Below are 23822 nucleotides of genomic sequence, written 5' to 3'. Positions count from 1 at the left end.
TGAAAACTAAGCGTCAGAAAGCAGGATGGGATAATGGTTACATGCTGAAAGTCCTCACGGTGGGTTTTACGTCAGTATAATTTAGACCCGTTTGCCCTACTCTTCCAACTTTGTTTAATGTCACGCTTTTTGTCATTTGTTATTATGTGGCTTATTATCAATGCTTCTCTCACGGATGTTATCTAATCAATCATGAAATACATAGTTACTTCTCGTATAGTTACTTCCCGTATCGCTACTTCCCGTTTTATTAAAATTGCCGCCCTGAGCATTGCTCTGGCTGCCAATGTTTCTGCATTCGCAAATACGGATGATAATTTCAAAACCATGATCCCCGGAGTGCCGCAGATCGAGGCCGAAGCCTATATTCTGATTGATTACAATTCAGGAAAAATATTGGCCGAAAAGAATTCAGATATCCGCCGTGACCCTGCTAGCCTGACAAAAATGATGACCAGTTATGTTATTGGTCAAGCCATCAAATCAGGGAAAATTAGCCCGAATGATATCGTTACGGTAGGTAAGGATGCCTGGGCAACAGGAAATCCTATATTCAAAGGTTCTTCTCTGATGTTTTTGAAACCCGGCGATCAAGTTTCTGTCGCTATGCTGTCCCGTGGTATTAACCTGCAATCCGGTAATGATGCTTGTGTAGCAATGGCGGACTACGTAGCAGGTAGTCAGGATGCGTTCGTCAGTCTGATGAATAAATATGTCCAGAGTTTAGGACTGAAAAACACCCACTTCCAAACTGTTCACGGTCTGGATGCAGAAGGCCAATACAGTTCTGCCCATGATATGGCGCTGATTGGTCAGGCATTGATCCGCGATGTGCCGGATGAATATGCCATCTATAAAGAGAAAGAATTCACTTACAATAACATCCGCCAGACCAACCGCAATGGTTTGTTGTGGGATAAGAGCCTGAATGTGGACGGCATCAAAACCGGCCATACCAGTGGTGCTGGATATAACCTTGTTTCCTCTGCGACTGAAGGTAACATGCGCCTGATTACTACAATAATGGGTAACCCGACATTCAAAGGCCGTGAAACTGACAGTAAGAAACTGCTGACCTGGGGTTTCCGTTTCTTTGAAACTGTTTCGCCATTACGGGCAGATAAAGAATTTGCTTCTGAGCCAGTCTGGTTTGGCGATACTGATAAAGTACAACTGGGTGTCGAGAAGGACGTTTACCTGACTATTCCCCGTGGTCGCCTGAAAGATCTAAAAGCCAGCTATGTATTAAATAGCAATGAACTACACGCCCCTCTCGCCAAAGATCAGGTAGTCGGCACAATCAATTTCCAACTTGATGGTAAAACGATCGAACAACGCCCATTGGTCGTGATGCAGGAAGTCAAAGAGGGTGGTTTCTTTAGCCGTATATTCGATTACATCCGCTTAATGTTCCACCACTGGTTTGGCTGAAACCTTGAAAGCTGAGCATTGAACCTTATATTAATATAAATTGTTAGAAAATAATCACACCACGGTAGAATCCATCATTCTACCGTGACTAATAAATCAGGAGCGCCCATGAAAACGAAATTAAATGAACTGCTTGAGTTCCCCTGCTCATTCACTTACAAAGTGATGGGATTAGCTCAACCTGAGCTGGTGGATCAGGTTATTGAAGTGGTTCAGCACCATGCGCCGGGCGATTACTCCCCAACAGTGAAACCAAGCAGCAAAGGTAATTACCACTCTGTTTCTATTACTATCAATGCAACTCATATTGAGCAGGTTGAAACGCTGTATGAAGACTTGGGTAAACTGGAACTGGTGCGCGTAGTGTTGTAATGAATGCATGATACTATATACATAATATATAGTGAGTAGTAATGTGATAGTATCGTGACAATTTCTACTTCTGCAAATTCGACTTCTATAAAAAAGTGCTGACAAAAAAGTCAGCACTTTTTTGGCTTCCTATCTCACCTGCCGTATCAGCGTAATAAAATGGCACGTCAATGAAAGCAGTAAAATCGTTAACCAACGGTGGTACAGTGGGATCAAAGCTATCAGCACTCCTATACATACTAACGCCCCAGTCAAAAACGCCAGAACGCTTTCGAGCATAGGATCAGAATAGGATAAATTTCCAGCCTTCCCAACAACATAGCAGCGCACATCATCCATTTCGCCACAGCATCAAGATTGCCAAAACCTTGTGCTGTCTCACCATAACCAACGCCCATGTTATTGATACATGCGGCAACCGTGGCAAATGAAGTCACCAGATCATATCCCAGAAAATTCAGTGCCCAAATAAAAAAGCAACTGCAAAAAATATACAAGAAGAAAAAGCCCCAGACGGAACGAAGTACCCTTTCCTGCACCGGTGATTTACCCACTTTAATCGTTGAAATGGCGTTCGGATGAATAAGCTGATTAATCTCACTGAAACTTTGTTTTGTCAGGATCAGAAAACGCAGCGCCTTAATACCTCCACAAGTCGAGCCAACACAGCCACCAAAGAAACTTACCGCTAATAACATCAACATCGTGTGAGGTGGCCATTGCGCATAATCTGAAGTTGCCAGACCATTGTCTGTCATCATTGAGCTGGTCATGAAAAAACCATGCACAAAGGCATCTTTCAAGCCATACATCCCAGAGCGATACAATTCCAGCCAAATAATACAAATCACGATAAAAAGCACCAGCAGGAAGAACTGAAACTCAGCATTTTTCAGTAAAGGTTTGAGGCTTCTTCGTGTCAGGACAACAAAATAGAGGGTGAAATTAACCGCTGACAATATTGAGAAAATGCCTCCCACCATTTCAATGAGTGAATTATCATAATAGCCAAGACTTTCATTGCGGGTCGAAAATCCTCCCAAAGAGACCGTTGATATCCCATGGCAAATGGCATCAAACCAAGACATCCCGGCTGCCCAGAAGCTGAACGAGCATATTCCTCCTAGCAACAGATAAACTACCCATAAACTTTTGGCACTATCTGCAAGGCGCGGAGTTAATCGTTCCTCTTTAAACGGGCCAGGCATCTCTGATTGATAAAGCTTTACACCACCAATACCGAGCAATGGCAAAATAGCTACGGCAAGCACGATAACACCCAAACCGCCGATGAAATTGAGCTGAGCGCGGTAATAAAGAACAGACTTAGGTAATGAAGAGACATCATTCAGTACCGTTGCTCCTGTCGTTGTGATACCGGATATACCTTCAAACATGGCATCCACAAGATTGATATTCAGATTTTTATCCAGCACGAAAGGCAAGGCACTAAGCAACGAAAAGAGCAACCAGAATAAAACGATAATAAGGAACCCATCTTGAGTACTGGGTTGTGCTTTAGTTTTTCGGGTGAAATACCACCCAACACCTCCAAGTATCATTCCAATAACAAACGTTTCGAAAAACGCAAAAACACTTTTTTCTTTATAAAACAAGGCGACAAAAACAGGCAGCAGCATTGAGAGGCTGTATAAGAGCACCAGAGAACTGCAAAGATGCCCAACAATCAGGAGTTGGTTTTTTCTGACCATCTGTTAGCTCAAACAGAAAACAAGGGGGAAATCGTCGAAATATATAATTATGATAATATAAAATCTAAACATATTCGTCTAATTAACATTATTATTGCATGAAGGCATTCTCTAACTAGAGAGAATTCTTTTAGGGCGTTATACTGGCGGGCAATTTTTGTTAACTGATGATGAAATTTCCATTGCAACATAACACCATTATTTTACGCCAGTTGGGTATTCAGCCTTACGAGTCGGTTTCTGAAGCCATGCACCAGTTCACCGAGCAGCGTGCAGCGGAAACCCCCGATGAAATCTGGCTGGTCCAGCATGAAAAAGTGTTTACGCAGGGACAGGCAGGTAAAGCAGAACACGTGCTTGTACCGGGTGACATTCCTGTTATTCAGTCCGACAGGGGAGGCCAGGTCACTTATCATGGGCCTGGTCAGCAAGTCATGTACATTTTGATCGACTTAAAACGGGCTAAAATCGGGGTTCGTCAGTTAGTCACCGCAATTGAAAATACCGTTATTGGGACATTAGCTCATTTTGGCGTTGAGTCTCATGCCCGACCTGATGCGCCGGGAGTTTATGTCAAAGGCAATAAAATTTGTTCATTGGGATTACGTATCCGAAAAGGGTGTTCTTTCCATGGCCTGGCATTAAATATTGCAATGGACTTACAGCCCTTTTTGCGCATTAATCCATGTGGTTATGCAGGCATGCAAATGATTCAGCTCAGTGACCTCGTAGCTGGGATCACTGTTGAAGATGTACAACCCGTTCTGGTACAAAAATTCTGCCAGATCTTAGGATTTCAACTCATCAATGAAAGATGATATAATTTTTTAACATTTTTCAAAAAAATTTGAATACACTTATTGCTCCGATAAATTTGGCCTATTAATCAAGCAATAAAAAACAATCTGAAGAATATAACTGGAACCAGCACGATTATGAGTAAACCAATTCAGATGGAACGTGGTGTCAAATACCGCGACGCAGATAAGATGGCTTTGATCCCTGTGAAAACAGTGGTCACAGAACGTGAAGCACTCTTGCGTAAACCTGAGTGGATGAAAATCAAACTTCCTGCGGATTCCAGCCGCATTCAGGGAATCAAAGCAGCAATGCGCAAAAATGGGTTGCATTCCGTCTGTGAAGAAGCCTCTTGTCCTAACCTTGCCGAATGCTTTAACCACGGAACCGCTACTTTTATGATCCTGGGTGCTATTTGTACTCGCCGCTGCCCGTTCTGTGATGTGGCACATGGGCGACCAAACGCACCAGATGCAAATGAACCGATTAAACTTGCGCAAACTATTCAGGATATGGGTCTGCGCTATGTTGTTATTACATCTGTTGACCGTGATGATTTGCGCGATGGAGGAGCTCAGCATTTTGCTGACTGTATCACTGCGATCCGTGAAAAAAATCCATCAATTAAAATTGAAACACTAGTACCGGATTTCCGCGGCCGTATGGATCATGCACTGGAAATTCTGACTGCAACACCTCCCGATGTCTTTAACCATAATCTGGAAAACGTACCACGGATGTATCGTCAGATCCGTCCAGGTGCGAACTACAACTGGTCATTACAACTGCTGCAAAAATTCAAAGAAGTACACCCAGATATCCCAACTAAATCAGGTTTGATGGTAGGTTTAGGGGAAACTAATAAAGAAATTTTAGAAGTGATGCGTGATTTACGTAGTCACGGGGTAACTATGCTGACATTAGGACAATATTTGCAGCCAAGTCGCCATCACCTGCCAGTCCAGCGTTATGTCAGCCCTGCTGAATTTGATGAAATAAAAGAAGCAGCTTTAGAAATGGGCTTTACTCATGCAGCTTGTGGGCCATTTGTCCGTTCTTCTTACCACGCTGACTTGCAAGCCAAAGGTATGGAAGTCAAATAACCGGGGCCACTACTGATGAATCTTATTCTCTCTGTATTTATCGGTGGTGGTTTTGGCAGCGTCTTACGTTGGTTCATTGGCCTCCGCCTGAATAATGTCTCAGCTCCTATTGCCATTGGTACTCTGACGGCTAACTGTATTGGAGCATTTATTATCGGGCTGGGACTGGCCTATTTCAGCAAAGCAACACATCTTGACCCTACCTGGAAACTCATGTTAACAACGGGGTTCTGCGGTGGATTGACAACTTTCTCTACATTTTCCGCTGAAGTGGTTTATTTATTACAAACAGGGAAAATAAGTTGGGCACTAAGCACTATTCTGGCAAATGTGATCGGTTCATTATTAATGACTGCCTTCGCGTTTACCTTGATGAATAAACTCTAAACTAAGCAGAAATTAAGTAACATAAAAAACCCGTTATGAAAACGGGTTTTAAGAATATGGGATTAGAAATTAGATCGCGACAACGTTTGCAGCAGATGGACCTTTCGCACCCTCAGTGATTTCAAATTCAACTTTTTGGCCTTCAGCCAATGTTTTGAAGCCATTAGTCTGAATGGCGGAAAAGTGTACGAAAACATCTTTACTACCATCTTCTGGAGTGATAAAACCGAATCCTTTAGATTCATTAAACCACTTAACGTTACCTTTAATTTTAGACATCAAACTTACCTTTAATAAAAAAGACACAGACTCCGTGTTACATACAGTACAACAAATAATATAGTCCACTGTCTGCAACCTAGATCACGAAACATATAACAAAATGAACAAAACGCACGTTTTGTTTAATGTCATTAATTTATTCTATACGCCAATTGCCATTTCACAAATTAATTGGCGTTTCATTCTAGCTTGGTTTAATTATCGTCTTTTTTTTCTTCTCATGCTCCAGCAACCACTCCTTAATATTAAGCCCGCCTGTATATCCGACTAACTTACCATCATGCCCAATTACCCTATGGCAGGGAACAATCAGTGAAATCGGATTACGTGAATTAGCCATACCGACTGCACGACAATAATTTACCGAACCCAACGTTAATGCTAATTGTTTATAACTCCACATTTCACCAAATGGGATATTACAGAGTTGTTGCCAGACACGTTTCTGAAATTCAGTTCCTTGCATACTCAAAGGAACCGTAAATGTCTGCCGTTTTCCTTTAAAATATTCCTGTAGCTCTTTTACACACTGCTTAGTAATAGCATTTTTAGATTCCAGTTCTTTCTTTTCATTAACAAAATAAATACTAGTGACTCCTTCATCGTTCGCAGTGATGTGTACATAAGGTTTAGGAAAACCTTCTGGAGTATTCAGGTAATGGTGATACATAAACTACCTCCATTTAATTTATTGTTAATAATTTCTATACTAGCCTAAGTCTCTCTTTCACCACTTTGCAATGATGAATTCAGTTACACATCTGACAATTTGATAAAGAAACCATACCGCCTTCTGATAATAAAAATCATAGGATTACCAATAAGATATAACATCTTACTTTTAGCAGCATTCATTCAAAAAAGATAAAAACACCATATATGGATAAAAATATCAAAAAATGCACCATATATAGTAACCTTCTCATAAAGAGATTTCTGAATTGTAATACATAAATACTCGTTTTCATTCTTCGGTAAGTGCGTAGATCAATAAAGAATTTTACCAGAAGAGTGATAATTTATGGCAAACACAGTTGGATTGTGAGTAATCTTATCCATCATAAAATCTCGCAAAATGTTCTTATCCTACAATTATAGACAATGAATTTTTTCAAAGTAGCCATACGACAAAAAAGAGATAAAAGAGATAAATCCCGCAAAAGTTTACTTTGCTCTATATTTATGACGATAATAGTCTTTTTTTTATTAAGTCAACCTTCTTACAATGAAAGTTAAAATTAAGTAAAAAATGTAGACATTTACCTGTAAAAAACTTTATCTTTTAGTTAATAATTATATTCTGGAAGTTATCAACATAATATCTCAACGTGCTAGAGTATAGTCCGAGCAAATTATCTAAAAATTATCTGAAGTAAGCAATTAAAGAGAATATACCTTTTCACAAAGCTAAATATTTATTACATGACAATTAAACTTGAAGTTAGAGATCTGTATAAAATATTCGGTGACCATCCAGAGCAGGCAATTAAGTTATTAGAATCCAACTACAATAAAGCAGAAATATTTAAAAAAACTGGTATGGCAGTTGGCGTACAAAATGCTAATTTGGTCATCAAAGAAGGTGAAATGTTTGTGATTATGGGCCTGTCCGGCTCAGGAAAATCCACACTGGTACGCCTTCTCAACCGCCTGATAGAACCGACCAAAGGTCAGGTAATTATCGATGGGCAGGATATCTCTATAATTTCAGACATTCAATTGCGCGAAATCCGCCGCAATAAAATCAGTATGGTTTTCCAATCATTTGCGCTTATGCCACATTTAAATGTGGTGGAGAATGTGGCTTTCGGTATGGAGCTTACTGGTATTCCTAAAGAAATACGCCAGTACAAAGCACTTGAAGCCCTGAAACAAGTCAATCTGAAAAACTACGCTATGTCTTACCCGGATGAGTTATCGGGTGGTATGCAACAGCGTATTGGATTAGCCAGAGCGCTTGCCAATAATCCTGATATTTTATTAATGGATGAGGCCTTTTCTGCCCTAGACCCCCTTATTCGTGCGGAAATGCAGGATGAACTATTGCGCCTGCAAGGTCAACATCAACGCACAATTATATTCATTTCCCATGATCTGGATGAAGCAATCCGTATTGGTGATCGCATTGCCATCATGCAAGAAGGGATTATTGTTCAGGTGGGAACACCTGATGAGATTTTAAATAATCCTGCCAATGATTATGTCAAGGCATTCTTTCGAGGAGTGAATATCAGTCATGTATTTTCAGCAAAAGATGTCGCTCGTCGTCGGCCAGAAGCACTACTCCATATTGCGGTAGGTTTTGGGCCTCGTTCAGCCTTGAAAATACTGGAAGATGGAGACCGAGATTATGGCTATCTGATCGAGAAAGATCAGAAATTTATTGGGGTAGTTTCAGTCGATTCCCTGCAAGACACACTGGAAAAGAAATATCCTATCGAGCACGCTATCCTGGCAGAGCCAGCGGCAGTGCCGGCAGATATGCCATTGAATGAGCTGATATCCATCGTAGCTCAATCTCCCTGTGCCGTCCCTGTTGTGGGTGATGCTCACCGTTATTTGGGTATTATTTCCAAAGGAATACTGTTGCAGGCTTTAGATAAGGAGGCACCAAATGAGCAGTAATACGCCGCAATCAACACCCGATCAGACAACATTCAGTGATCCCTGGATCAACAGCACCACAAGCGATTCATTATCAAATACAGATTGGCTGGATGCCCCTACAGATAATATCTCACAGGGACATTTTAATATCATGGAACCTTTTCAGCATAAACTCATCCCATTTGATTCGTGGGTCACCCATGCCATTGATTGGATCGTTTTACACTTCCGGCCTTTTTTTCAGGGAATACGTATTCCGGTGGATTTTATCTTAAACAGATTTGAGCAATTCTTGATGTCAATGCCAGCTCCCATCACGATACTTTTCCTGGCATTTCTGGCATGGCAGCTAGCAGGTGCTGGCATAGGCGGGCTCACTTTAATTTCATTATGCTTTATTGGCACTATCGGGGCATGGTCTCAAGCGATGACCACACTGGCACTGGTACTCACGGCTCTGCTATTTTGCGTCCTGATTGGGTTGCCGCTCGGGATTTGGCTGGCACGCAGTGACCGAACAGCCGGGATCATCCGCCCTCTATTGGATGCAATGCAAACAACACCTGCCTTTGTTTATCTTGTGCCTATTGTGATGCTATTCGGTATTGGGAATGTACCGGGCGTCATGGTAACAATCATTTTTGCCTTACCCCCAATTATTCGCCTGACCATTTTAGGGATCAAACAAGTTCCGGTAGATCTGATTGAAGCCGCGAGATCTTTTGGTGCCAGTCCGCGTCAAATGTTGTTCAAAGTCCAACTTCCCCTTGCCCTGCCAACAATTATGGCTGGTGTGAACCAGACATTAATGTTGGCACTATCCATGGTTGTTATTGCTTCAATGATCGCTGTCGGTGGTTTGGGACAAATGGTACTTCGGGGGATCGGTCGTCTTGATATCGGACTGGCCGCAGTTGGTGGGACGGGTATTGTCATCCTTGCCATTATCCTTGATCGCTTAACTCAATCTTTAGGAAGAAATATCCGCACCAGAAATAACAGACTCTGGTATCACACCGGGCCAATAGGATTGTTAATTAAACTGTTATCCCTGAAAAAACTAACCCACCACAAAAATGCTCAACATCAGGATGGTCAAACAGATTAATAACGGGGGAAAATCATGCTAATCACAACCCGATTTAAAAAGCGCATAAACAAGAAAATTATCTTAGGATTCAACCTGATATTTTTAACAAGTACGTCGTTAGCTACTACAGAACTTCCCGGAAAAGGTATTAGTGTACAACCGTTGCAAAGTACCATCGGTGAAGAAACATTCCAGACGTTAATTGTCTGCAAGGCTTTGGAAAAGCTTGGTTATGATGTCAAATCAATCGAAGAAGTCGATTACAACGTCGCCTATGCCACCATTGCCTCAGGTGATGCCACATTTATGGCGGTCAATTGGGTTCCTCTTCATAATGTACAGTACAAAGCTGAAGGCGGTGATAAGACGTTCTACCGAAAGGGAACCTTCGTTAAAAATGCTGTTCAAGGATATCTGATCGATAAGAAAACAGCCGAAAAATATCACATCAATAATATTGCCCAATTACGAGATCCAAAACTGGCTGAGTTGTTTGACAGCAATGGAAACGGTAAAGCAGATCTGACTGGCTGTAACCCCGGCTGGGGATGCGAAAAAGTAATAAACCATCAATTAAAGTCTTATGGTTTAGAAAATACTGTGGAACAAAATCAGGGTAACTATACCGCCATGATGGCAGATACTATCGCCCGTTACCGTGAAGGTAACTCTATCTTTTACTACACATGGACGCCTTATTGGGTCAGCGATGTTCTAAAACCCGGAAAAGATGTGATATGGCTACAAGTTCCTTTCTCCGCCCTCAATGAAGATGGTGAAATTGATACTCAATTGCCAAATGGCCGCAATTATGGTTTTCCTCCCAGCTCCATGCATATCGTGGCGAATCGGATTTGGGCTGAAAAAAATCCAGCGGCAGCAGCACTTTTTGCTGTCATGCAATTACCTGTTGCAGATATCAACGCACAAAATATGCGTATGCATGCTGGGAAAGACTCCGAAGAGGATATTGAACATCATGCCAACGGCTGGATTAACGCACATCAAAAAACCTTTGATGGCTGGCTCAATGAAGCCAGAAAAGCTGCGAAGCAAAAATCAGCTTCATCTTAGCTTCTGTCACAATCACACATAAATTTATTAACAAATCAACATTCCGATCACTTGTCAACTCCATTTTTTCGATCAAAATCATTGTCCTAAATAATATTTGTTAAATAATTTAGACATTTCATATTTCCACTTTTATTATATTTTGTTAATGTTGTTTTACTATTAACAAAAAAATAAATTACCTTATGTCGATACCTGATACCCCTGTGTCCAATAACTTAACATCTGACACAGCGATAAATGACTCCGCAATACCAAGCAAGTGTTTTTCATTCATTGGAGATATTTTTGAGAATATTCCTATTGTTATTGGCTATATTTCTATTTCCTTCACATTTGCCCTTAGTGCCGTCGAATTGAGATTCACTCCCCTTGAAGCAATATCAGGCAAGAAAACTGCAATTTGGGATTTCGGGTTAACCGATGAGTTTTTTGCCACTGCGACAACAAAATTAATTAAAGATCAACCCAGTTGGAGTGAAAACTGGATGAGCGCAATTGCCATTTATTCATGGCTATCTTGGGTATTGGGTACAGTGGCGTGCGCATTAATAGGAGTCATACTTTTTTCCATTCCAGTTGCCATTCTGGCAGGTGCAGGAACCCCTGATGTGATGCAGGAGCACAATAAGTTTTTTTCTACTCTAACTGGCTGTTTGATCATCTGTGCATGCTTCTATAAAACGCGCAGCATCATCATTACTACACTATTCGGAGCAGCCATTTTTGGATTAACATTCAAGGTATTTATGAATTAGGTATCAATATTAAAATAAATATGATGATAATAAATAACTATAATTGCTAAATTATACTTTTAATATAGTATTTGTATGGTTTTTCGCAGAAGTTACTTTACCGGTTGAAACTAATAAGGTATCTAAACAATGGAAAGTTCATTCACTCCCACAGAAGAGTTACTTAATTGCCGTGTTGCACAGCAAAAAGAGTTGAACAAAAGTTTGCCCTATCAAGAGATATTACTCACTCGCTTATCAATGCATGTCCAGAGTAAAATGCTGGAAAATCGCAATAACATGCTGAGAGCGCAAGGAATCAATGAAACCTTGTTTATGGCACTGATGATCCTGGATACCAAAGAAAGTCGTAGCATTCAGCCATCAGAACTTAGCTCGGCGTTGGGTTCCTCTCGCACAAACGCAACTCGAATTGCTGATGAATTAGAGAAGCAAGGCTGGATAGAAAGAAAAGAAAGCCATAACGACCGTCGTTGTCTCCATCTTCATCTGACAGAAAAAGGTACAAATTTCTTGAATAGTTTACTCCCACCTCAACATGAGTGCCTGATTAAACTTTGGTCTTCTCTTGATCTGGAGGAACAAAAACAGTTAGAAAAATTGATGAGAAAATTGTTGACACAATTGGATAACATCGGGGATTGTTTGAAAAAGTAATTGTATTCTCCATGAACAATACCGGACCCCGAAAAATCACAATATGGCAACATGACCTAAAAAAACTTTTCTGCTAGCCAGTATCATTTGGTATGTCATATGGCTAATGATATGTCATATGACTAACTATTATCCTCAGATAATATCAAACCCATATAGCCCATCTTTTCCAGTAGTGTAACCCGCACTACTGGGAATGAGTGGTCTTTATGACGTCGACATCATGTAGCAATATAAACAAGAAAGATACGGAGATTCACTATGAGCCTTAGTGAGGAAAGTCTATTGCCACCGACTTCAAGTCGTCAGCAAAAAAATAAGAGACATCAACGTCGCAATACCATGATTTTGCTTACCTTATTGTTTTTAATCCTCGGTACGATTTATGCTGTTTACTGGTTCATCTTTTCGCGCCATCAACAAGAAACAGATAACGCTTATGTAGCAGGCAATCAAATACAAATCATGCCTCAGGTCGCGGGCAGTGTCACCACTATCTATTTTGATAATACCGACTTCGTAAAAAGTGGTAGTGTTCTGATACAGCTTGATCCCCGGGATGCTGAACTCACTCTGACAAAAGCGGAAAATGAACTGGCTACCGCTGTGCGGAAAACTCACCAACAGATGGTTGATAGTAAGAAGTACCAAGCTATCATTGAACAGAAAAAGATTGCTCTTAGAAAAGTGCAGAATGATTTCAACCGAAGGAAAATACTTGGCAGACAAGATGCTATTGGTCAGGAAGAACTACAACATTCATATGAAAGTGTTGCACTTGCCCAGGCTGATCTAGATGTAGCCGTCGAACAGTACAATAGTAATCAAGCTGTTATTCTGAACACACCGCTGGAAAAACAACCTGTGGTAGAAAAAGCGGCTTCTGGGGTTCGTGATGCCTGGTTAAACCTGCAAAGAACGAAAATTGTCAGCCCTGTAGATGGATATGTTTCTCGTCGTAATGTACAAATAGGCTCTCGCATCAATATGGGAACACCTTTAATGGCTATCGTGCCAGCCACTAATATGTGGATTGAAGCCAATTTTAAAGAAACCCAACTTTCCAATATGAAGATCGGACAACCGGCAAAAATTATCAGCGATTTTTACGGTGATGACATCGTATATACAGGTAAAGTTGTTGGCCTTGATATGGGAACCGGTAGTGCTTTTTCTCTGCTGCCAGCTCAAAATGCCAGTGGAAACTGGATCAAAGTTGTTCAACGCTTGCCTGTTCGCATTGAACTTGAACCAGAACAACTGAAGCACCATCCTCTGCGTATCGGCCTGTCAACAAAAGTGATTGTCGATACGGCAGATACCAATGGAATGACTTTGTCCACCACTGGACGCATCAAACCAGTCTATCACACGGATGCCTTAATGATAGACATGTCTCCTGCAAATAAAATAGTTACTGACATCATTAATAGTAACTCTAATAATTAGTCATAAGGGGAAATCATGGTGACAAGAAAACCACTTACAGGCGCGAAGCTGGCGTTACTGACCATTTCCCTCGCAATGGCTACTTTCATGTTGGTTTTGGATTCAACCATTGCTAACGTTGCCATACCGACAATTGCAGGAAATTTAGGTGCATCAAATTCCCAGGGAACATGGGTCATCACCTCTTTTGGTGTTGCAAACGCCATTTCCATTCCTATTACTGGTTGGTTGGCAAAACGGTTTGGAGAGGTAAAACTATTCATTTGGTCTACCGCTCTCTTTACCTTCTCCTCATGGCTGTGTGGCATCTCCAACAGTCTTGAGATGTTGATTGTATTTCGTATCATTCAGGGGCTGGTCGCAGGGCCAGTCCTCCCACTTTGTCAAAGCCTTTTGTTGAATAACTACCCCCCTGCCAAACGGAATATGGCATTGGCACTCTGGTCTGTTATGATCGTGGTTGCACCTATTTGTGGCCCGATACTGGGTGGTTATATCAGTGACAACTATCATTGGGGCTGGATTTTCTTTATTAACATACCTCTTGGTATCGGTATTATTTTTGTCTCAATGCAGATCTTACGAGGTAGGGAAACTAAAATCGAAATTAATCCTATTGATACAGTAGGATTAATTCTGCTAATCGTTGGTGTCGGTTGTCTGCAAATCATGCTTGATCAGGGTAAAGAACTGGATTGGTTCAATTCCACTGAAATTATCGTCCTGACAGTCATAGCGGTTATTTCATTATCGTTTTTAATTGTATGGGAATTAACCGATGAACACCCTGTTATCGATCTATCATTATTCAAAGAGCGTAACTTTACTATCGGTACACTCAGTATCAGTCTCTCCTTCATGCTGTACTTCGGCAGCATCGTCCTGTTGCCACAGCTACTACAAGAAGTATTCGGTTATACCGCAACATGGGCCGGCTTTGCAGCTGCTCCGATAGGGTTGTTGCCTCTGCTACTTTCACCACTCATTGGCAAATATGGTCATAAGGTCGATATGCGTTTGATCATAACATTCAGTTTCGTTATTTATACTGTCTGTTTCTATTGGCGGGCATATACATTTGAATCAGGGATGGATTTCGCGACTGCGGCATGGCCTCAATTCGTACAGGGACTCGCTATGGCTTGCTTCTTCATGCCTTTGACAACCATGACTTTGTCAGGTTTAGGGCCAGAGCGCATGGCATCAGCTTCCAGCCTGTCAAACTTTACCCGTATATTATCAGGCTCGATTGGAACCTCCATCACAACCACCATGTGGACACAACGTGAGGCCATGCACCATTCATACTTTACGGAGAATATCAATCCGTATAACCCTAATTTTCAGCAAACTTATCAGCAACTCTCCCAACTAGGTATGAATGACCAACAGATTTCAGCTTATTTGGCAAAGGGGATCACCCATCAGGGATTGATCATTTCAGCCAATGAAATTTTTTGGCTTTCCGCAGGCATATTTCTTATGTTGACATTGCTGGTCTGGATGGCAAAACCACCTTTTGGTGCAGGAAACCAGGGGAGTGGAGGAGCACACTAACCCGATTTTATCCTAGTGACAGGAAGCCTATGTTTCTGGTAATCGTTGACAAAACCTGTTTAAAAAGAACCCGACTGGCTGTCGGGTTCTCTGTTATAAATAAATGATTAGTGTTTAAATCACTTTATATGAGCAGTTTTTACAAATACAGCAATTGGATTAATCAATTCCTCAGAAAATTTCAAACTCTTAGAGGGATCAGACAAATCCAACATTTGACGATTATTAGCAATTTGCAGACGATTCAGACAGCACCGTTTAATTTCTGGTGTAAACAGTTCATATTGAATAAATTTTTCTTTAAGTTCTGGATGCTCAAACTGATAATCCAAAATACAATCGGCTACCGCTTTCCAGAAATCGTCTTGTGGATATCCACCTTGTTCATCAAGAATTGCTGACAGGTAGCGAAAAACTCCATCAAATACGTCAGATAAAATAGTCAATGATTTCATTTCTTCTGGCATATTTACTTTCACCCGACTAGCCTTTTCTGGCAAATCAGCATCAGGATTCATCACCAGAATTTCTTCTGCCAAATCTTTCATAAAGATGTATTGCGGTATATGCTCCTCAAGCACCATAATGATATTTTCACCATGTGGCATGAACATCAGATCGTAAGCATACAAACAATGCAATAGCGGCAGCAGATAGCAGCCCAAATAACGACGTACCCACTCATCCGTAGATAATCCTGAGGCAGATATTAAAGCGGGTAAGAAAGCATTCCCCTGTTGATCATGATGCAATAATGCTGCCATCGACATCACATTCTGATTATTTTCAATCAGTTGAAGAGGGTTTTCTCTCCATAACGCAGCCATCATTTTCTTATAAGGTGTATCACCATTAATGGCCTGTTCATAATAACTACTCCTAAAACCAATGCTCGCGACTTCTCTCAAGAGTCGAAAACCACAACGCTGTAAAACCACATCGTTTTCTACTAAATCAAACAACCATTCATTTATGCCCGGTGTGGTCGCCATATAATAAGGTGATAAACCACGCATAAATCCCATATTCAGAATAGATAAAGCTGCTTTTACATAGAAGCGTTGTGGGTTGCTACGATTAAAAAGAGTTCTTATTGACTGCTGAGCCTGATAAATATCGCTTCCCTTCCCCAAATAAATCAAGTTTCGGTTAGCAAGGTCATGAGCAAATACCGATGGCAGTTTGTTTTGCCATTGCCATGGATGAAAAGGCATCAATAAATATTCTTCTGGATTAAGACCCATAAGAATAAGTTTATTATTAAATTGAGTGACCTCCTCTTTGCCTAATTCCTGCTCCAATAGTTGCTGATAAGTAAGTTGTTCAATGCAGGCAAAATGTGCTTTGCGCTTATGCGCAGCCAACCATATCAAACGAATATCAGCAGCAGATTCAGGACTAAAATTTTGGAAATCTTCCGCATCAAAGCCAATACGTCCATTATTAGCCACAAATATCGGATGACCTTCCATCATTTCAGCTTCAATAGCCTGAAAATCAGCATCGACCAATTCTTCTACTTTAATACCACTCCGATGATATTTGAATGCACTGCTATGTAATGTACTGGTCAATTCTTCCAAATAAGTTGGCATCACGGTATCGCTAATACCAATCTGTTTTTTAAACTCAATGATAAAAAGAATGAAATCGAGTTCAACCCAATCCCCTGCCTGCATTTTTCGTAATGAATCAGCATCAATAAGCCAATGGTCAAGTGCCAACCGACGTGCACGGAAATGATAATCAACCGAATGTTCATTATTTTCTAAGTGATAATGCCGATAACCATCCTGGTCTGTGGTTTCAGTCAATAGCTCTGGCGATAACAGACACTCGTGGGCAAACTCAGAAATGGCTTTCTTCAAATGTAATCGGTTCACTTTTTGCCAAATGGCAGGGTATAAGTGCCTAACGAAAGCATCGCTGTGATTAAGAGTTTCCGGTAATTCCGCTGATTGCAACGCTATTTGGTGCTGTTCTCTCGTACAAAATGCCAATCCAGCAGTTTTGTGTGGTAATTGCACAGTTTTATGATAAACAAAACCAGCTCGTAAATTGAGGCGGTGGATCTTTTCATTTCGTATATCAGGCTCAACAACGATTCGATTAACAGCAGAATTACTGAAAATAAATGCAATAATTGTTTGAAAGATCCCCCACGTAAATTGCTTGATCTTCTTATCTGATGGCGCAACCAGTATATGCATCCCCATGTCATCCGGGAGGGCATCATAATATTGGCCGATCTGATCTTTCTGTGCCCAATAACACTCCAGCAAGAAAACCGGTTGTTCCTGATATATTCCAATAAAAACAGAATCAGGCTGATTTTCTATTAAGTCTTGATAGAAATCTCTTACCTGCTGTTCAGTATGATCTTGCATTCCCCAATAACAAGCGTAGTCCCGGTTAACCCAATCTGTAATAACCGCAATGTCTTCATCTATATCTAATGGACGCAATGAAAACGTTCCCAAATCAGGTAGTTTTTTTTCAAATGATATAGGGGCAATATCAAACATCAGCATACTCCTTCACTGGCAACACTAAATTGTTGGAATGAAATACTTTTTTCTATCACGTAATGTTCTTTTCCCGTGATTTCCTCAATCAGGCGAGAATTGCGGTAACAGGCCATTCCCAAGTCTGGCGTCACAAAGCCATGTGTATGCAGTTCAACGTTTTGTACAAAGATTTCATTGTTGTAGTCGATACTATAATTGCGCTGCACATCATAACGACCTCGTTTATCCCAACGGATACGTTGCTGAATACCCTCAATAAATCCAGGAACCTGATATTGATATCCTGTAGCCAGAACGACTCCTTCTGTTTCCAGATAAAACAGGGCTTCCTGTTCCTGCTGGAATAAATCCAATACAAATTTTTGTTTTACTACTGTATTCTGGTTTTCAGTTATGCAATGTATTTCTCGCAATTCACTGTTGGTATATAACGAAACATTCAATTCTCCATTTAATCGCTTGGTGTACATCAAATCGAAAATTTCATTAATAAGTGAGCTATTAATACCTTTATAGAGAGATTTTTGTGAGCGATTGAGTTCTTCACGCTTGTTTTCTGGCAAACTATAGAAATAATCCACATATTCAGGAGAAGTCATCTCCAATGTCAGTTTGGTATATTCAAGCGGGAAAAAGCGAGGAGAGCGTGTGACCCAATTGAGTTGATAACCATAGGTATCAACGTCCTGTAACAGATCATAAAAAATCTCTGCGGCACTCTGACCACTCCCTAAAACTGTAATAGATTTCTTTTGCTGTAAAGCTGCTTTATTACTTAAATAATTTCCAGATGTTATCATTTGATTTTCGAAGGGCTTGCAACACTTTGGAATATAAGAAGAAGGCCCTGTTCCTAACACCAATTTTTTTGCAAAAAATTGGTGTTTCTGCCCTGTCAAAGTATCCGCACATTGCAAAATATAATGCGAATGAGCTTCATCATAACTAATATCTTCAACCTTTGTGTTAAAACGAAGATTAGAAAGTTTTTCCGCTGCCCATTGACAGTATTGGTTATATTCTTTGCGCATCAGGAAAAAGTTTTCCCGAATGTAGAATGAATAAATACGTCCCTTCTCTTTTATATAATTGAGAAAGCTCAATGGATGTGTCGGAGAAGCTAATGTTACCAAATCCGCCATAAACGGAGTCTGCATAGTCGAGTTTTCTAACATCATGCCTGGATGCCAATCAAATCCTGCTTTCTGATCAATAAACAGGCTAGTGATTTCTTTTATAGGCTGAACCAGACAAGCCAACCCCAGATTAAATGGGCCGACTCCAATTGCGATAAAATCATAAGTCTTGGTTGTCATAATTACTCCTAATAAATACAAGTTGATCAATAAACAGCTTGATGTTGATTGAATAATGAATCATCAGAAAATACGAGATCGGTCAGTAACAGGTTTCCCTGAGTGACAATACTGTCGATGATCTCTTGTAAATGTTTTACGGTTGTAGCCGGATTAAGGAACGTGAATTTCAGATATTGCCTGTCATTGATTTTAGTGCCAGCAATAACACACTCTCCTTCTCTAAACAGTGCCTTACGGATGTTGGCATTAAGGTGATCAATCGCATATTCAGGGAATCCTTGCTTCGGGACAAAGCGAAATACCAACGTACTTAATACAGGTTGATGGACAAGTTCAAAACATGGGTTTTGTCTCATCAAATGATACGCGGACTGTGCCGTGTCCAATAAAGTATCAAATGCCTGTCCAAGTTGTTCGGCACCAATCACGCGCAGTGTCAGCCACATCTTCAGTGCATCAAAACGACGCGTCGTCTGGATGCTTTTATTCACCAGATTCGGCGTTCCCTCCTGTTCCGCACTCAAAGGGTTCAAATACTCCGCGTGGTAGGTCAGATGAGAAAAATGCTGTTTATTTTTAACGAAGAAAGCACTGCAACTTACAGGCTGGAAAAAGGATTTGTGGTAATCCACGGTGACGGAATCCGCTCTGTCTATGCCCTGAAGTAAATGAGAGTGGCGGGATGAAACCAGTAGACCACATCCATAAGCAGCATCAACATGCAACCATAAACTGTACTTTTCGGCTAAATCAGCAAGTAAAGGTAATGGATCGATACTACCAAAATCTGTCGTTCCCGCAGTAGCAACAATGGCAAAAGGAATATTCCCTTCATCAAAACATTGTTTAATATTTGCTTCTAATGCCTGTACAGACATTCGGAATTCATCATCACATGGGACAGAGACAACAGCGTTATAACCTAACCCCAATATCGCAGCGGCTTTTTGAGTGCTGAAGTGGCTCACCGATGAGGAAAAAATACGTAGTTTATGAAAATCCGCAGGTAAACCATGCAGTTGGTTTTTGTGCCCTGGGTTTCGTTGGTGGCAAAACCAGTCCCGTGCCAATAGCATTGCCATCAGGTTTGATTGCGTACCACCACTGGTAAATATGCCATCTGCTTCTTTACCTAAACCAATCTTATCCAGCGTCCAATCAAGAACTTTCTGTTCTATCAGTGTCCCTCCAGCGCTTTGATCCCATGTATCTACAGATGAGTTTATGCAACCAATTATTGTTTCAGCTATCGCTGATGGCAGCACAAGTGGACAGTTAAGGTGTGCAACATATTTAGGATGATGGAAATAAACAGCATCTTTAATATAAAGGTGCTGCAATTCTTCTAATGCATGTTCCCAAGATCCCAATGGGTTATCTAAATTTATCTTTTTAAATGATGAAGATAATTCATTAGGTAATATTCCGCTAAAAGGAGATTTTGTTTTCTGCAATATCCTTTTTAACTTAACAATTACATCGCAGGAATCTTCTAGGTAGCTCCCTGCATTATCACCATTTAATAGATATTGATTAAAGTGGTTTTCTTTAAAGCTATCGCTATTTTTAAAATTATCATTTCCCGTTAAATAGGTGTTTTTGGCCAAAGATTCGGCAAATACTTGAGATTCTTCAAACATTATATATCCTTACTTTTTATATAAGCTATAGCATTAATATTCTAACTTATTGATCTTATAACTATGTTCATTAAACCTAGTTATATATAGCTCTATATTTTTTAATCTTTAGTCTACTATTCCTAAATTTAGGCTCTAAATTCATTAGATATTCTTTTCATTTTTTAATTTTTAATTTTTATCTATCTGGCTTAGCTAATTTATCCCGATAACATAATTATGAACATATATTCTATATGTTCCGGGGAAATACCTTACTTATTATTAACAAAAAATAAAATCTATTTGGTATATAGATAACCTTTTAAAGTATTTTTTACAATATGAATTCCTCTATTAACAATCAAGTTAACAAAGTCATAAAAAGAAAGAATCATAACCTTCTTTTAAAAAATAAGGTAATTCAACCTAATACTATTTATGCAGTTGATTCAAGAGGACAATCATGACAATTTCCTACTCCCGGTAGTTTGTTTCTTTGACAGCAGCAACGACGCTGAATCACATTATTTCTCAGAATAACTGTCCGATACAATGGATTATCCCTGCCATCCGGTAATTTCTGTTCAAAGAAAAGGTTATTTACCAATATGTTGTATTGTTCAGCATCCATTCTTTCCCTGAAATTACTCAAATACCAATACATCACATAACCAATATTGTTCCATAATAAACGCCCATTAATTCCCCGATAAGATTCAATTTTCTCACAAACAGGAATAATATGGCGATCCAATAAAGAATAATAACGTTCCAGCAGGGATATAGGTTCTTTCATCCAGTTTAACTGGTAATAAACCATATTAGGCCGGCCACTTTCATGAAATTCAACCTGAAAAAGATGGTAATCTGCATCTACTGCCTGTGGATATTCCAACAACATTAACATAATAGGAGGAACAACCAAGCCAAAATACCATTGTGCCCATAACGAATAAAGACCTTTATTATTTGGCTTCTGTTCATTATTCCCATAGTACTCGTTTTGGTAACGCTGCATTAATAATGAGAATTCTTTTTCATTCGACCATTGATAAAAATCCATACTCTCTGATGGGATATTTCCCGCATTCACTTTCATTGATGAGTTAAAGTGACTGAATGCACTGTCGAATAAATTAACAATATCGTTAATATCTATTTTTGATATCATTTGATTGGAGCTATGATTATTTTTATTTGCCATTTTACACTCTCCTGTTATATCTCGGAATAACTAACGGCTTGTCAGATTCCGGATCACGAATAATGCAACAGGCCAGACCAAATACATCTGCAATACTTTGTTCTGTGATGATTTCTTCCGGCTTGCCTTCTGCATAAACTTGCCCGTTCTTCATCATGATTAACCGTGTGGCATAACGTAGAGCCAAATTGATATCGTGTAAAACCAGTACCAGAGTTTTCCCTTGTTGATGTAAACGCTGACACAAATCAAGCATCTCAATTTGATGAGAGATATCCAGATAAGTCGTCGGTTCATCCAACAGGATAATGGGGGTTTGCTGTGCCAATGTCATGGCAAACCATGCGCGCTGACGCTGACCACCTGACAATTCACTAACCAATTTCTGCGACATATCCCATAAATCTACTGCCCGTAATGCTTCATTGACGACACGTTCATCTTCTTCTGACCACTGCCGCAAGAAAGTCTGATAAGCGTAACGTCCACGCGAAACAAGGTCATAGATTGTCAACGCCTCAGTTATAACTGCCCCTTGCGTTAATAATGACAACTCACGTGCAACAGCTTTTGGCTTATAGCGATGGATATTTATTCCATCAAGTTGGACCTCACCCTGCTGTGGCTGCATACTGCGGCTGATCGCCCGCAACAAGGTTGATTTTCCGCATCCATTGGGGCCAATGATGACACTAAATTCACTATCGTGAATCGCGATATTAATACCGTCAATGATCGTTCTTTTACCGTATGCCAGTGAAAGATCCAGGGCTTTAAGCCGTGAAGTCGTCACAGGGGAATTCTCATCCGATGGCATTATCGTGTTCTCCTTAATTCTGCATACAGTAAATACATCAAATAGATCCCACCAATTACCGCAGTAACTAAACCGACAGGTAAACGAGCCGGAGTTGGTAATATCAGGGTAATTAAATCAGACAACAACATCAGCAAAGCCCCAACCAAAGCAGAGCAAAACAATGCAGCTCCTTTCGCATGTACTAATCGATGGGCAATTTGTGGTGCAGAAAGGGCAATAAAGGAAACAGGGCCGACAACTAATACAGACATGGCGGCAAAAATGACTGCCAACAATATGCTAACAATCTGGATAAAACGTACTGGCACACCCAGTGTATTAGCGATGTCATCGCCAAAATGGGTATAATTTAATTGCCTGCCCAACCAAAACAATACGGGAGTAAAAATTATCAACCCACTGATAGTTATCACATCCTGCCATCCTCTGCTGGCAAGACTACCTATCAGTAATGAACGTATTTGCTGAGCCTGCTCTATGCGGATATTTGAGACAGCAAAGTCAACCATTGCCATACAAAATGCAGCAACTGCAACCCCGGATATCACTATTTTCCCGGTTTGCATTCTTCCCAGACCGGCGCCATTACCGAAATAAACCAACAACACAGCAAGCCCGGCTCCCAATAAGCCACCTAAAGGAATTGGCAGTACACCGGGCCAGATAAGCAGTGCTGCCATAATACCTACTGCGGCTCCGGCATTAATACCAATGATGTCTGGGCTACCAAGTGCATTGCGGGTAGTCAGCTGAAATAGTGTCCCCGAAAGAGCCAGTGCTATTCCCGCTCCAATTGCTAGCAACGCTCTGGGCAAACGTATCTGCAATAGAATAAATTCCTGATAAGGTGTTTCCGTTGTCAGAAAAGGGTTATCCATCCCTTCTCTGCCTAATGATAAGGTCAGATAAAAAAGCACTACCAACAACAGCAACATCGAAAATACCATTTTCCTTGTCTGCCACGATGGTGTGATAAAAACGGCCTTTCCCAATGCGAATGTTCTGACACGTGGCTGCCTGATTGGTGTTGACGAATCAATCTGCGTCATACT

General features: G+C 40.5%; 21 protein-coding genes. 12 read left to right on the top strand and 9 right to left on the bottom strand.

The window, feature by feature from the left end:
• Positions 1-192: 192 nt before the first annotated feature.
• Positions 193-1431: a D-alanyl-D-alanine carboxypeptidase DacA gene (gene dacA, locus Xbud_RS01860; RefSeq protein ID WP_099134459.1), complete on the top strand. Its 1239-nt coding sequence runs from the start codon at positions 193-195 to the stop codon at positions 1429-1431.
• Positions 1432-1539: 108 nt separating this feature from the next.
• Positions 1540-1803, top strand: a complete 264-nt coding sequence (ybeD, locus tag Xbud_RS01855) for a DUF493 family protein YbeD (protein WP_099134458.1) — start codon at positions 1540-1542, stop codon at positions 1801-1803.
• 251 nt (positions 1804-2054) lie between these two features.
• Here the strand turns inward: ybeD and Xbud_RS01850 are convergent, their stop codons facing one another.
• Positions 2055-3515 (bottom strand): TrkH family potassium uptake protein, encoded by a 1461-nt coding sequence (locus Xbud_RS01850; RefSeq protein ID WP_099134457.1) that lies wholly within the window; start codon positions 3513-3515, stop codon positions 2055-2057.
• Positions 3516-3697: 182 nt separating this feature from the next.
• Between Xbud_RS01850 and lipB the strand changes: the two genes are divergently transcribed.
• The 3 genes from lipB (at position 3698) to crcB (ending at position 5803) form a co-directional block, all read left to right on the top strand.
• Positions 3698-4333 carry a lipoyl(octanoyl) transferase LipB gene (gene lipB / locus Xbud_RS01845; RefSeq protein WP_099134609.1) on the top strand — a complete coding sequence of 212 codons (636 nt, stop codon included), beginning with the start codon at positions 3698-3700 and terminating at the stop codon, positions 4331-4333.
• A gap of 117 nt (positions 4334-4450) precedes the next feature.
• Complete coding sequence (gene lipA / locus Xbud_RS01840; RefSeq protein WP_099134456.1) at positions 4451-5416, top strand: lipoyl synthase; 966 nt, start codon at positions 4451-4453, stop codon at positions 5414-5416.
• A gap of 12 nt (positions 5417-5428) precedes the next feature.
• The gene (crcB, locus tag Xbud_RS01835) at positions 5429-5803 is read left to right on the top strand and encodes a fluoride efflux transporter CrcB (RefSeq protein WP_099134455.1); all 375 of its coding nucleotides are present in this window, start codon (positions 5429-5431) and stop codon (positions 5801-5803) included.
• A gap of 69 nt (positions 5804-5872) precedes the next feature.
• Here the strand turns inward: crcB and cspE are convergent, their stop codons facing one another.
• Positions 5873-6082 carry a transcription antiterminator/RNA stability regulator CspE gene (cspE, locus tag Xbud_RS01830; protein ID WP_099134454.1) on the bottom strand — a complete coding sequence of 70 codons (210 nt, stop codon included), beginning with the start codon at positions 6080-6082 and terminating at the stop codon, positions 5873-5875.
• A 187-nt stretch (positions 6083-6269) separates the two neighbouring features.
• On the bottom strand, positions 6270-6755 hold the full coding sequence (locus Xbud_RS01825; protein WP_099134453.1) for a methylated-DNA--[protein]-cysteine S-methyltransferase: 486 nt from the start codon (positions 6753-6755) through the stop codon (positions 6270-6272).
• A 752-nt stretch (positions 6756-7507) separates the two neighbouring features.
• On the opposite strand from Xbud_RS01825, the gene proV reads away from it, so the two are divergent.
• The 7 genes from proV to emrB all read left to right on the top strand — a co-directional run bounded on the left by proV (position 7508) and on the right by emrB (position 15277).
• Positions 7508-8710 (top strand): glycine betaine/L-proline ABC transporter ATP-binding protein ProV, encoded by a 1203-nt coding sequence (gene proV / locus Xbud_RS01820; protein ID WP_099134452.1) that lies wholly within the window; start codon positions 7508-7510, stop codon positions 8708-8710.
• Entirely contained in the window at positions 8700-9800 is a 1101-nt protein-coding gene (proW, locus tag Xbud_RS01815) for a glycine betaine/L-proline ABC transporter permease ProW (protein WP_099134451.1), read from the top strand. The genes proV and proW overlap by 11 nt, the downstream gene beginning before the upstream one ends.
• Positions 9801-9815: 15 nt before the next feature.
• Positions 9816-10856, top strand: coding sequence for a glycine betaine/L-proline ABC transporter substrate-binding protein ProX (gene proX / locus Xbud_RS01810; protein WP_099134450.1), 1041 nt, complete (start codon positions 9816-9818; stop codon positions 10854-10856).
• A 206-nt stretch (positions 10857-11062) separates the two neighbouring features.
• Positions 11063-11614, top strand: a complete 552-nt coding sequence (locus Xbud_RS20340) for an AzlC family ABC transporter permease (RefSeq protein WP_422645741.1) — start codon at positions 11063-11065, stop codon at positions 11612-11614.
• Between the two features lie 129 nt (positions 11615-11743).
• Positions 11744-12271: a transcriptional repressor MprA gene (gene mprA, locus Xbud_RS01800; protein ID WP_099134448.1), complete on the top strand. Its 528-nt coding sequence runs from the start codon at positions 11744-11746 to the stop codon at positions 12269-12271.
• Positions 12272-12532: 261 nt separating this feature from the next.
• A complete protein-coding gene (emrA, locus tag Xbud_RS01795; protein WP_099134447.1) occupies positions 12533-13720 on the top strand; it encodes a multidrug efflux MFS transporter periplasmic adaptor subunit EmrA in 1188 nt (395 codons plus the stop codon).
• 15 nt (positions 13721-13735) lie between these two features.
• The gene (gene emrB / locus Xbud_RS01790) at positions 13736-15277 is read left to right on the top strand and encodes a multidrug efflux MFS transporter permease subunit EmrB (protein ID WP_099134446.1); all 1542 of its coding nucleotides are present in this window, start codon (positions 13736-13738) and stop codon (positions 15275-15277) included.
• 119 nt (positions 15278-15396) lie between these two features.
• Here the strand turns inward: emrB and Xbud_RS01785 are convergent, their stop codons facing one another.
• From Xbud_RS01785 to Xbud_RS01760, 6 genes are all read right to left on the bottom strand, one after another.
• Positions 15397-17802 carry a GNAT family N-acetyltransferase gene (locus Xbud_RS01785; RefSeq protein ID WP_099134445.1) on the bottom strand — a complete coding sequence of 802 codons (2406 nt, stop codon included), beginning with the start codon at positions 17800-17802 and terminating at the stop codon, positions 15397-15399.
• Complete coding sequence (locus tag Xbud_RS01780; RefSeq protein ID WP_099134444.1) at positions 17802-19121, bottom strand: lysine N(6)-hydroxylase/L-ornithine N(5)-oxygenase family protein; 1320 nt, start codon at positions 19119-19121, stop codon at positions 17802-17804. The genes Xbud_RS01785 and Xbud_RS01780 overlap by 1 nt, the downstream gene beginning before the upstream one ends.
• Before the next feature lie 26 nt (positions 19122-19147).
• On the bottom strand, positions 19148-20764 hold the full coding sequence (locus Xbud_RS01775; protein ID WP_099134443.1) for a pyridoxal phosphate-dependent decarboxylase family protein: 1617 nt from the start codon (positions 20762-20764) through the stop codon (positions 19148-19150).
• A gap of 418 nt (positions 20765-21182) precedes the next feature.
• A complete protein-coding gene (gene fhuF / locus Xbud_RS01770) occupies positions 21183-21950 on the bottom strand; it encodes a siderophore-iron reductase FhuF (RefSeq protein WP_099134442.1) in 768 nt (255 codons plus the stop codon).
• 1 nt (position 21951) lies between these two features.
• Positions 21952-22767 (bottom strand): ABC transporter ATP-binding protein, encoded by an 816-nt coding sequence (locus tag Xbud_RS01765; protein WP_099134441.1) that lies wholly within the window; start codon positions 22765-22767, stop codon positions 21952-21954.
• Positions 22767-23819, bottom strand: a complete 1053-nt coding sequence (locus Xbud_RS01760) for a FecCD family ABC transporter permease (RefSeq protein WP_099134440.1) — start codon at positions 23817-23819, stop codon at positions 22767-22769. The genes Xbud_RS01765 and Xbud_RS01760 overlap by 1 nt, the downstream gene beginning before the upstream one ends.
• Positions 23820-23822: the final 3 nt, after the last annotated feature.

It is taken from the genome of Xenorhabdus budapestensis (assembly GCF_002632465.1).
GTDB lineage: Bacteria > Pseudomonadota > Gammaproteobacteria > Enterobacterales > Enterobacteriaceae > Xenorhabdus > Xenorhabdus budapestensis.
The sequence above is the reverse complement of the archived record's forward strand: the minus strand, read 5'-3'. Positions and strand labels throughout refer to the sequence as shown.

Bases quoted from the DNA above. Each gene is read 5' to 3' on its own strand.
- emrB (WP_099134446.1), top strand. From the start codon at position 13,736: ATGGTGACAAGAAAACCACTTACAGGCGCGAAGCTGGCGTTACTGACC.
- Xbud_RS01785 (WP_099134445.1), bottom strand. From the start codon at position 17,802: ATGTTTGATATTGCCCCTATATCATTTGAAAAAAAACTACCTGATTTG.
- ybeD (WP_099134458.1), top strand. From the start codon at position 1,540: ATGAAAACGAAATTAAATGAACTGCTTGAGTTCCCCTGCTCATTCACT.
- Xbud_RS01850 (WP_099134457.1), bottom strand. From the start codon at position 3,515: ATGGTCAGAAAAAACCAACTCCTGATTGTTGGGCATCTTTGCAGTTCT.
- Xbud_RS01775 (WP_099134443.1), bottom strand. From the start codon at position 20,764: ATGTTTGAAGAATCTCAAGTATTTGCCGAATCTTTGGCCAAAAACACC.
- mprA (WP_099134448.1), top strand. From the start codon at position 11,744: ATGGAAAGTTCATTCACTCCCACAGAAGAGTTACTTAATTGCCGTGTT.
- Xbud_RS01825 (WP_099134453.1), bottom strand. From the start codon at position 6,755: ATGTATCACCATTACCTGAATACTCCAGAAGGTTTTCCTAAACCTTAT.
- dacA (WP_099134459.1), top strand. From the start codon at position 193: ATGAAATACATAGTTACTTCTCGTATAGTTACTTCCCGTATCGCTACT.
- Xbud_RS01780 (WP_099134444.1), bottom strand. From the start codon at position 19,121: ATGACAACCAAGACTTATGATTTTATCGCAATTGGAGTCGGCCCATTT.
- cspE (WP_099134454.1), bottom strand. From the start codon at position 6,082: ATGTCTAAAATTAAAGGTAACGTTAAGTGGTTTAATGAATCTAAAGGA.
- proV (WP_099134452.1), top strand. From the start codon at position 7,508: ATGACAATTAAACTTGAAGTTAGAGATCTGTATAAAATATTCGGTGAC.
- Xbud_RS01765 (WP_099134441.1), bottom strand. From the start codon at position 22,767: ATGCCATCGGATGAGAATTCCCCTGTGACGACTTCACGGCTTAAAGCC.
- emrA (WP_099134447.1), top strand. From the start codon at position 12,533: ATGAGCCTTAGTGAGGAAAGTCTATTGCCACCGACTTCAAGTCGTCAG.
- fhuF (WP_099134442.1), bottom strand. From the start codon at position 21,950: ATGGCAAATAAAAATAATCATAGCTCCAATCAAATGATATCAAAAATA.
- proW (WP_099134451.1), top strand. From the start codon at position 8,700: ATGAGCAGTAATACGCCGCAATCAACACCCGATCAGACAACATTCAGT.
- lipA (WP_099134456.1), top strand. From the start codon at position 4,451: ATGAGTAAACCAATTCAGATGGAACGTGGTGTCAAATACCGCGACGCA.
- proX (WP_099134450.1), top strand. From the start codon at position 9,816: ATGCTAATCACAACCCGATTTAAAAAGCGCATAAACAAGAAAATTATC.
- Xbud_RS01760 (WP_099134440.1), bottom strand. From the start codon at position 23,819: ATGACGCAGATTGATTCGTCAACACCAATCAGGCAGCCACGTGTCAGA.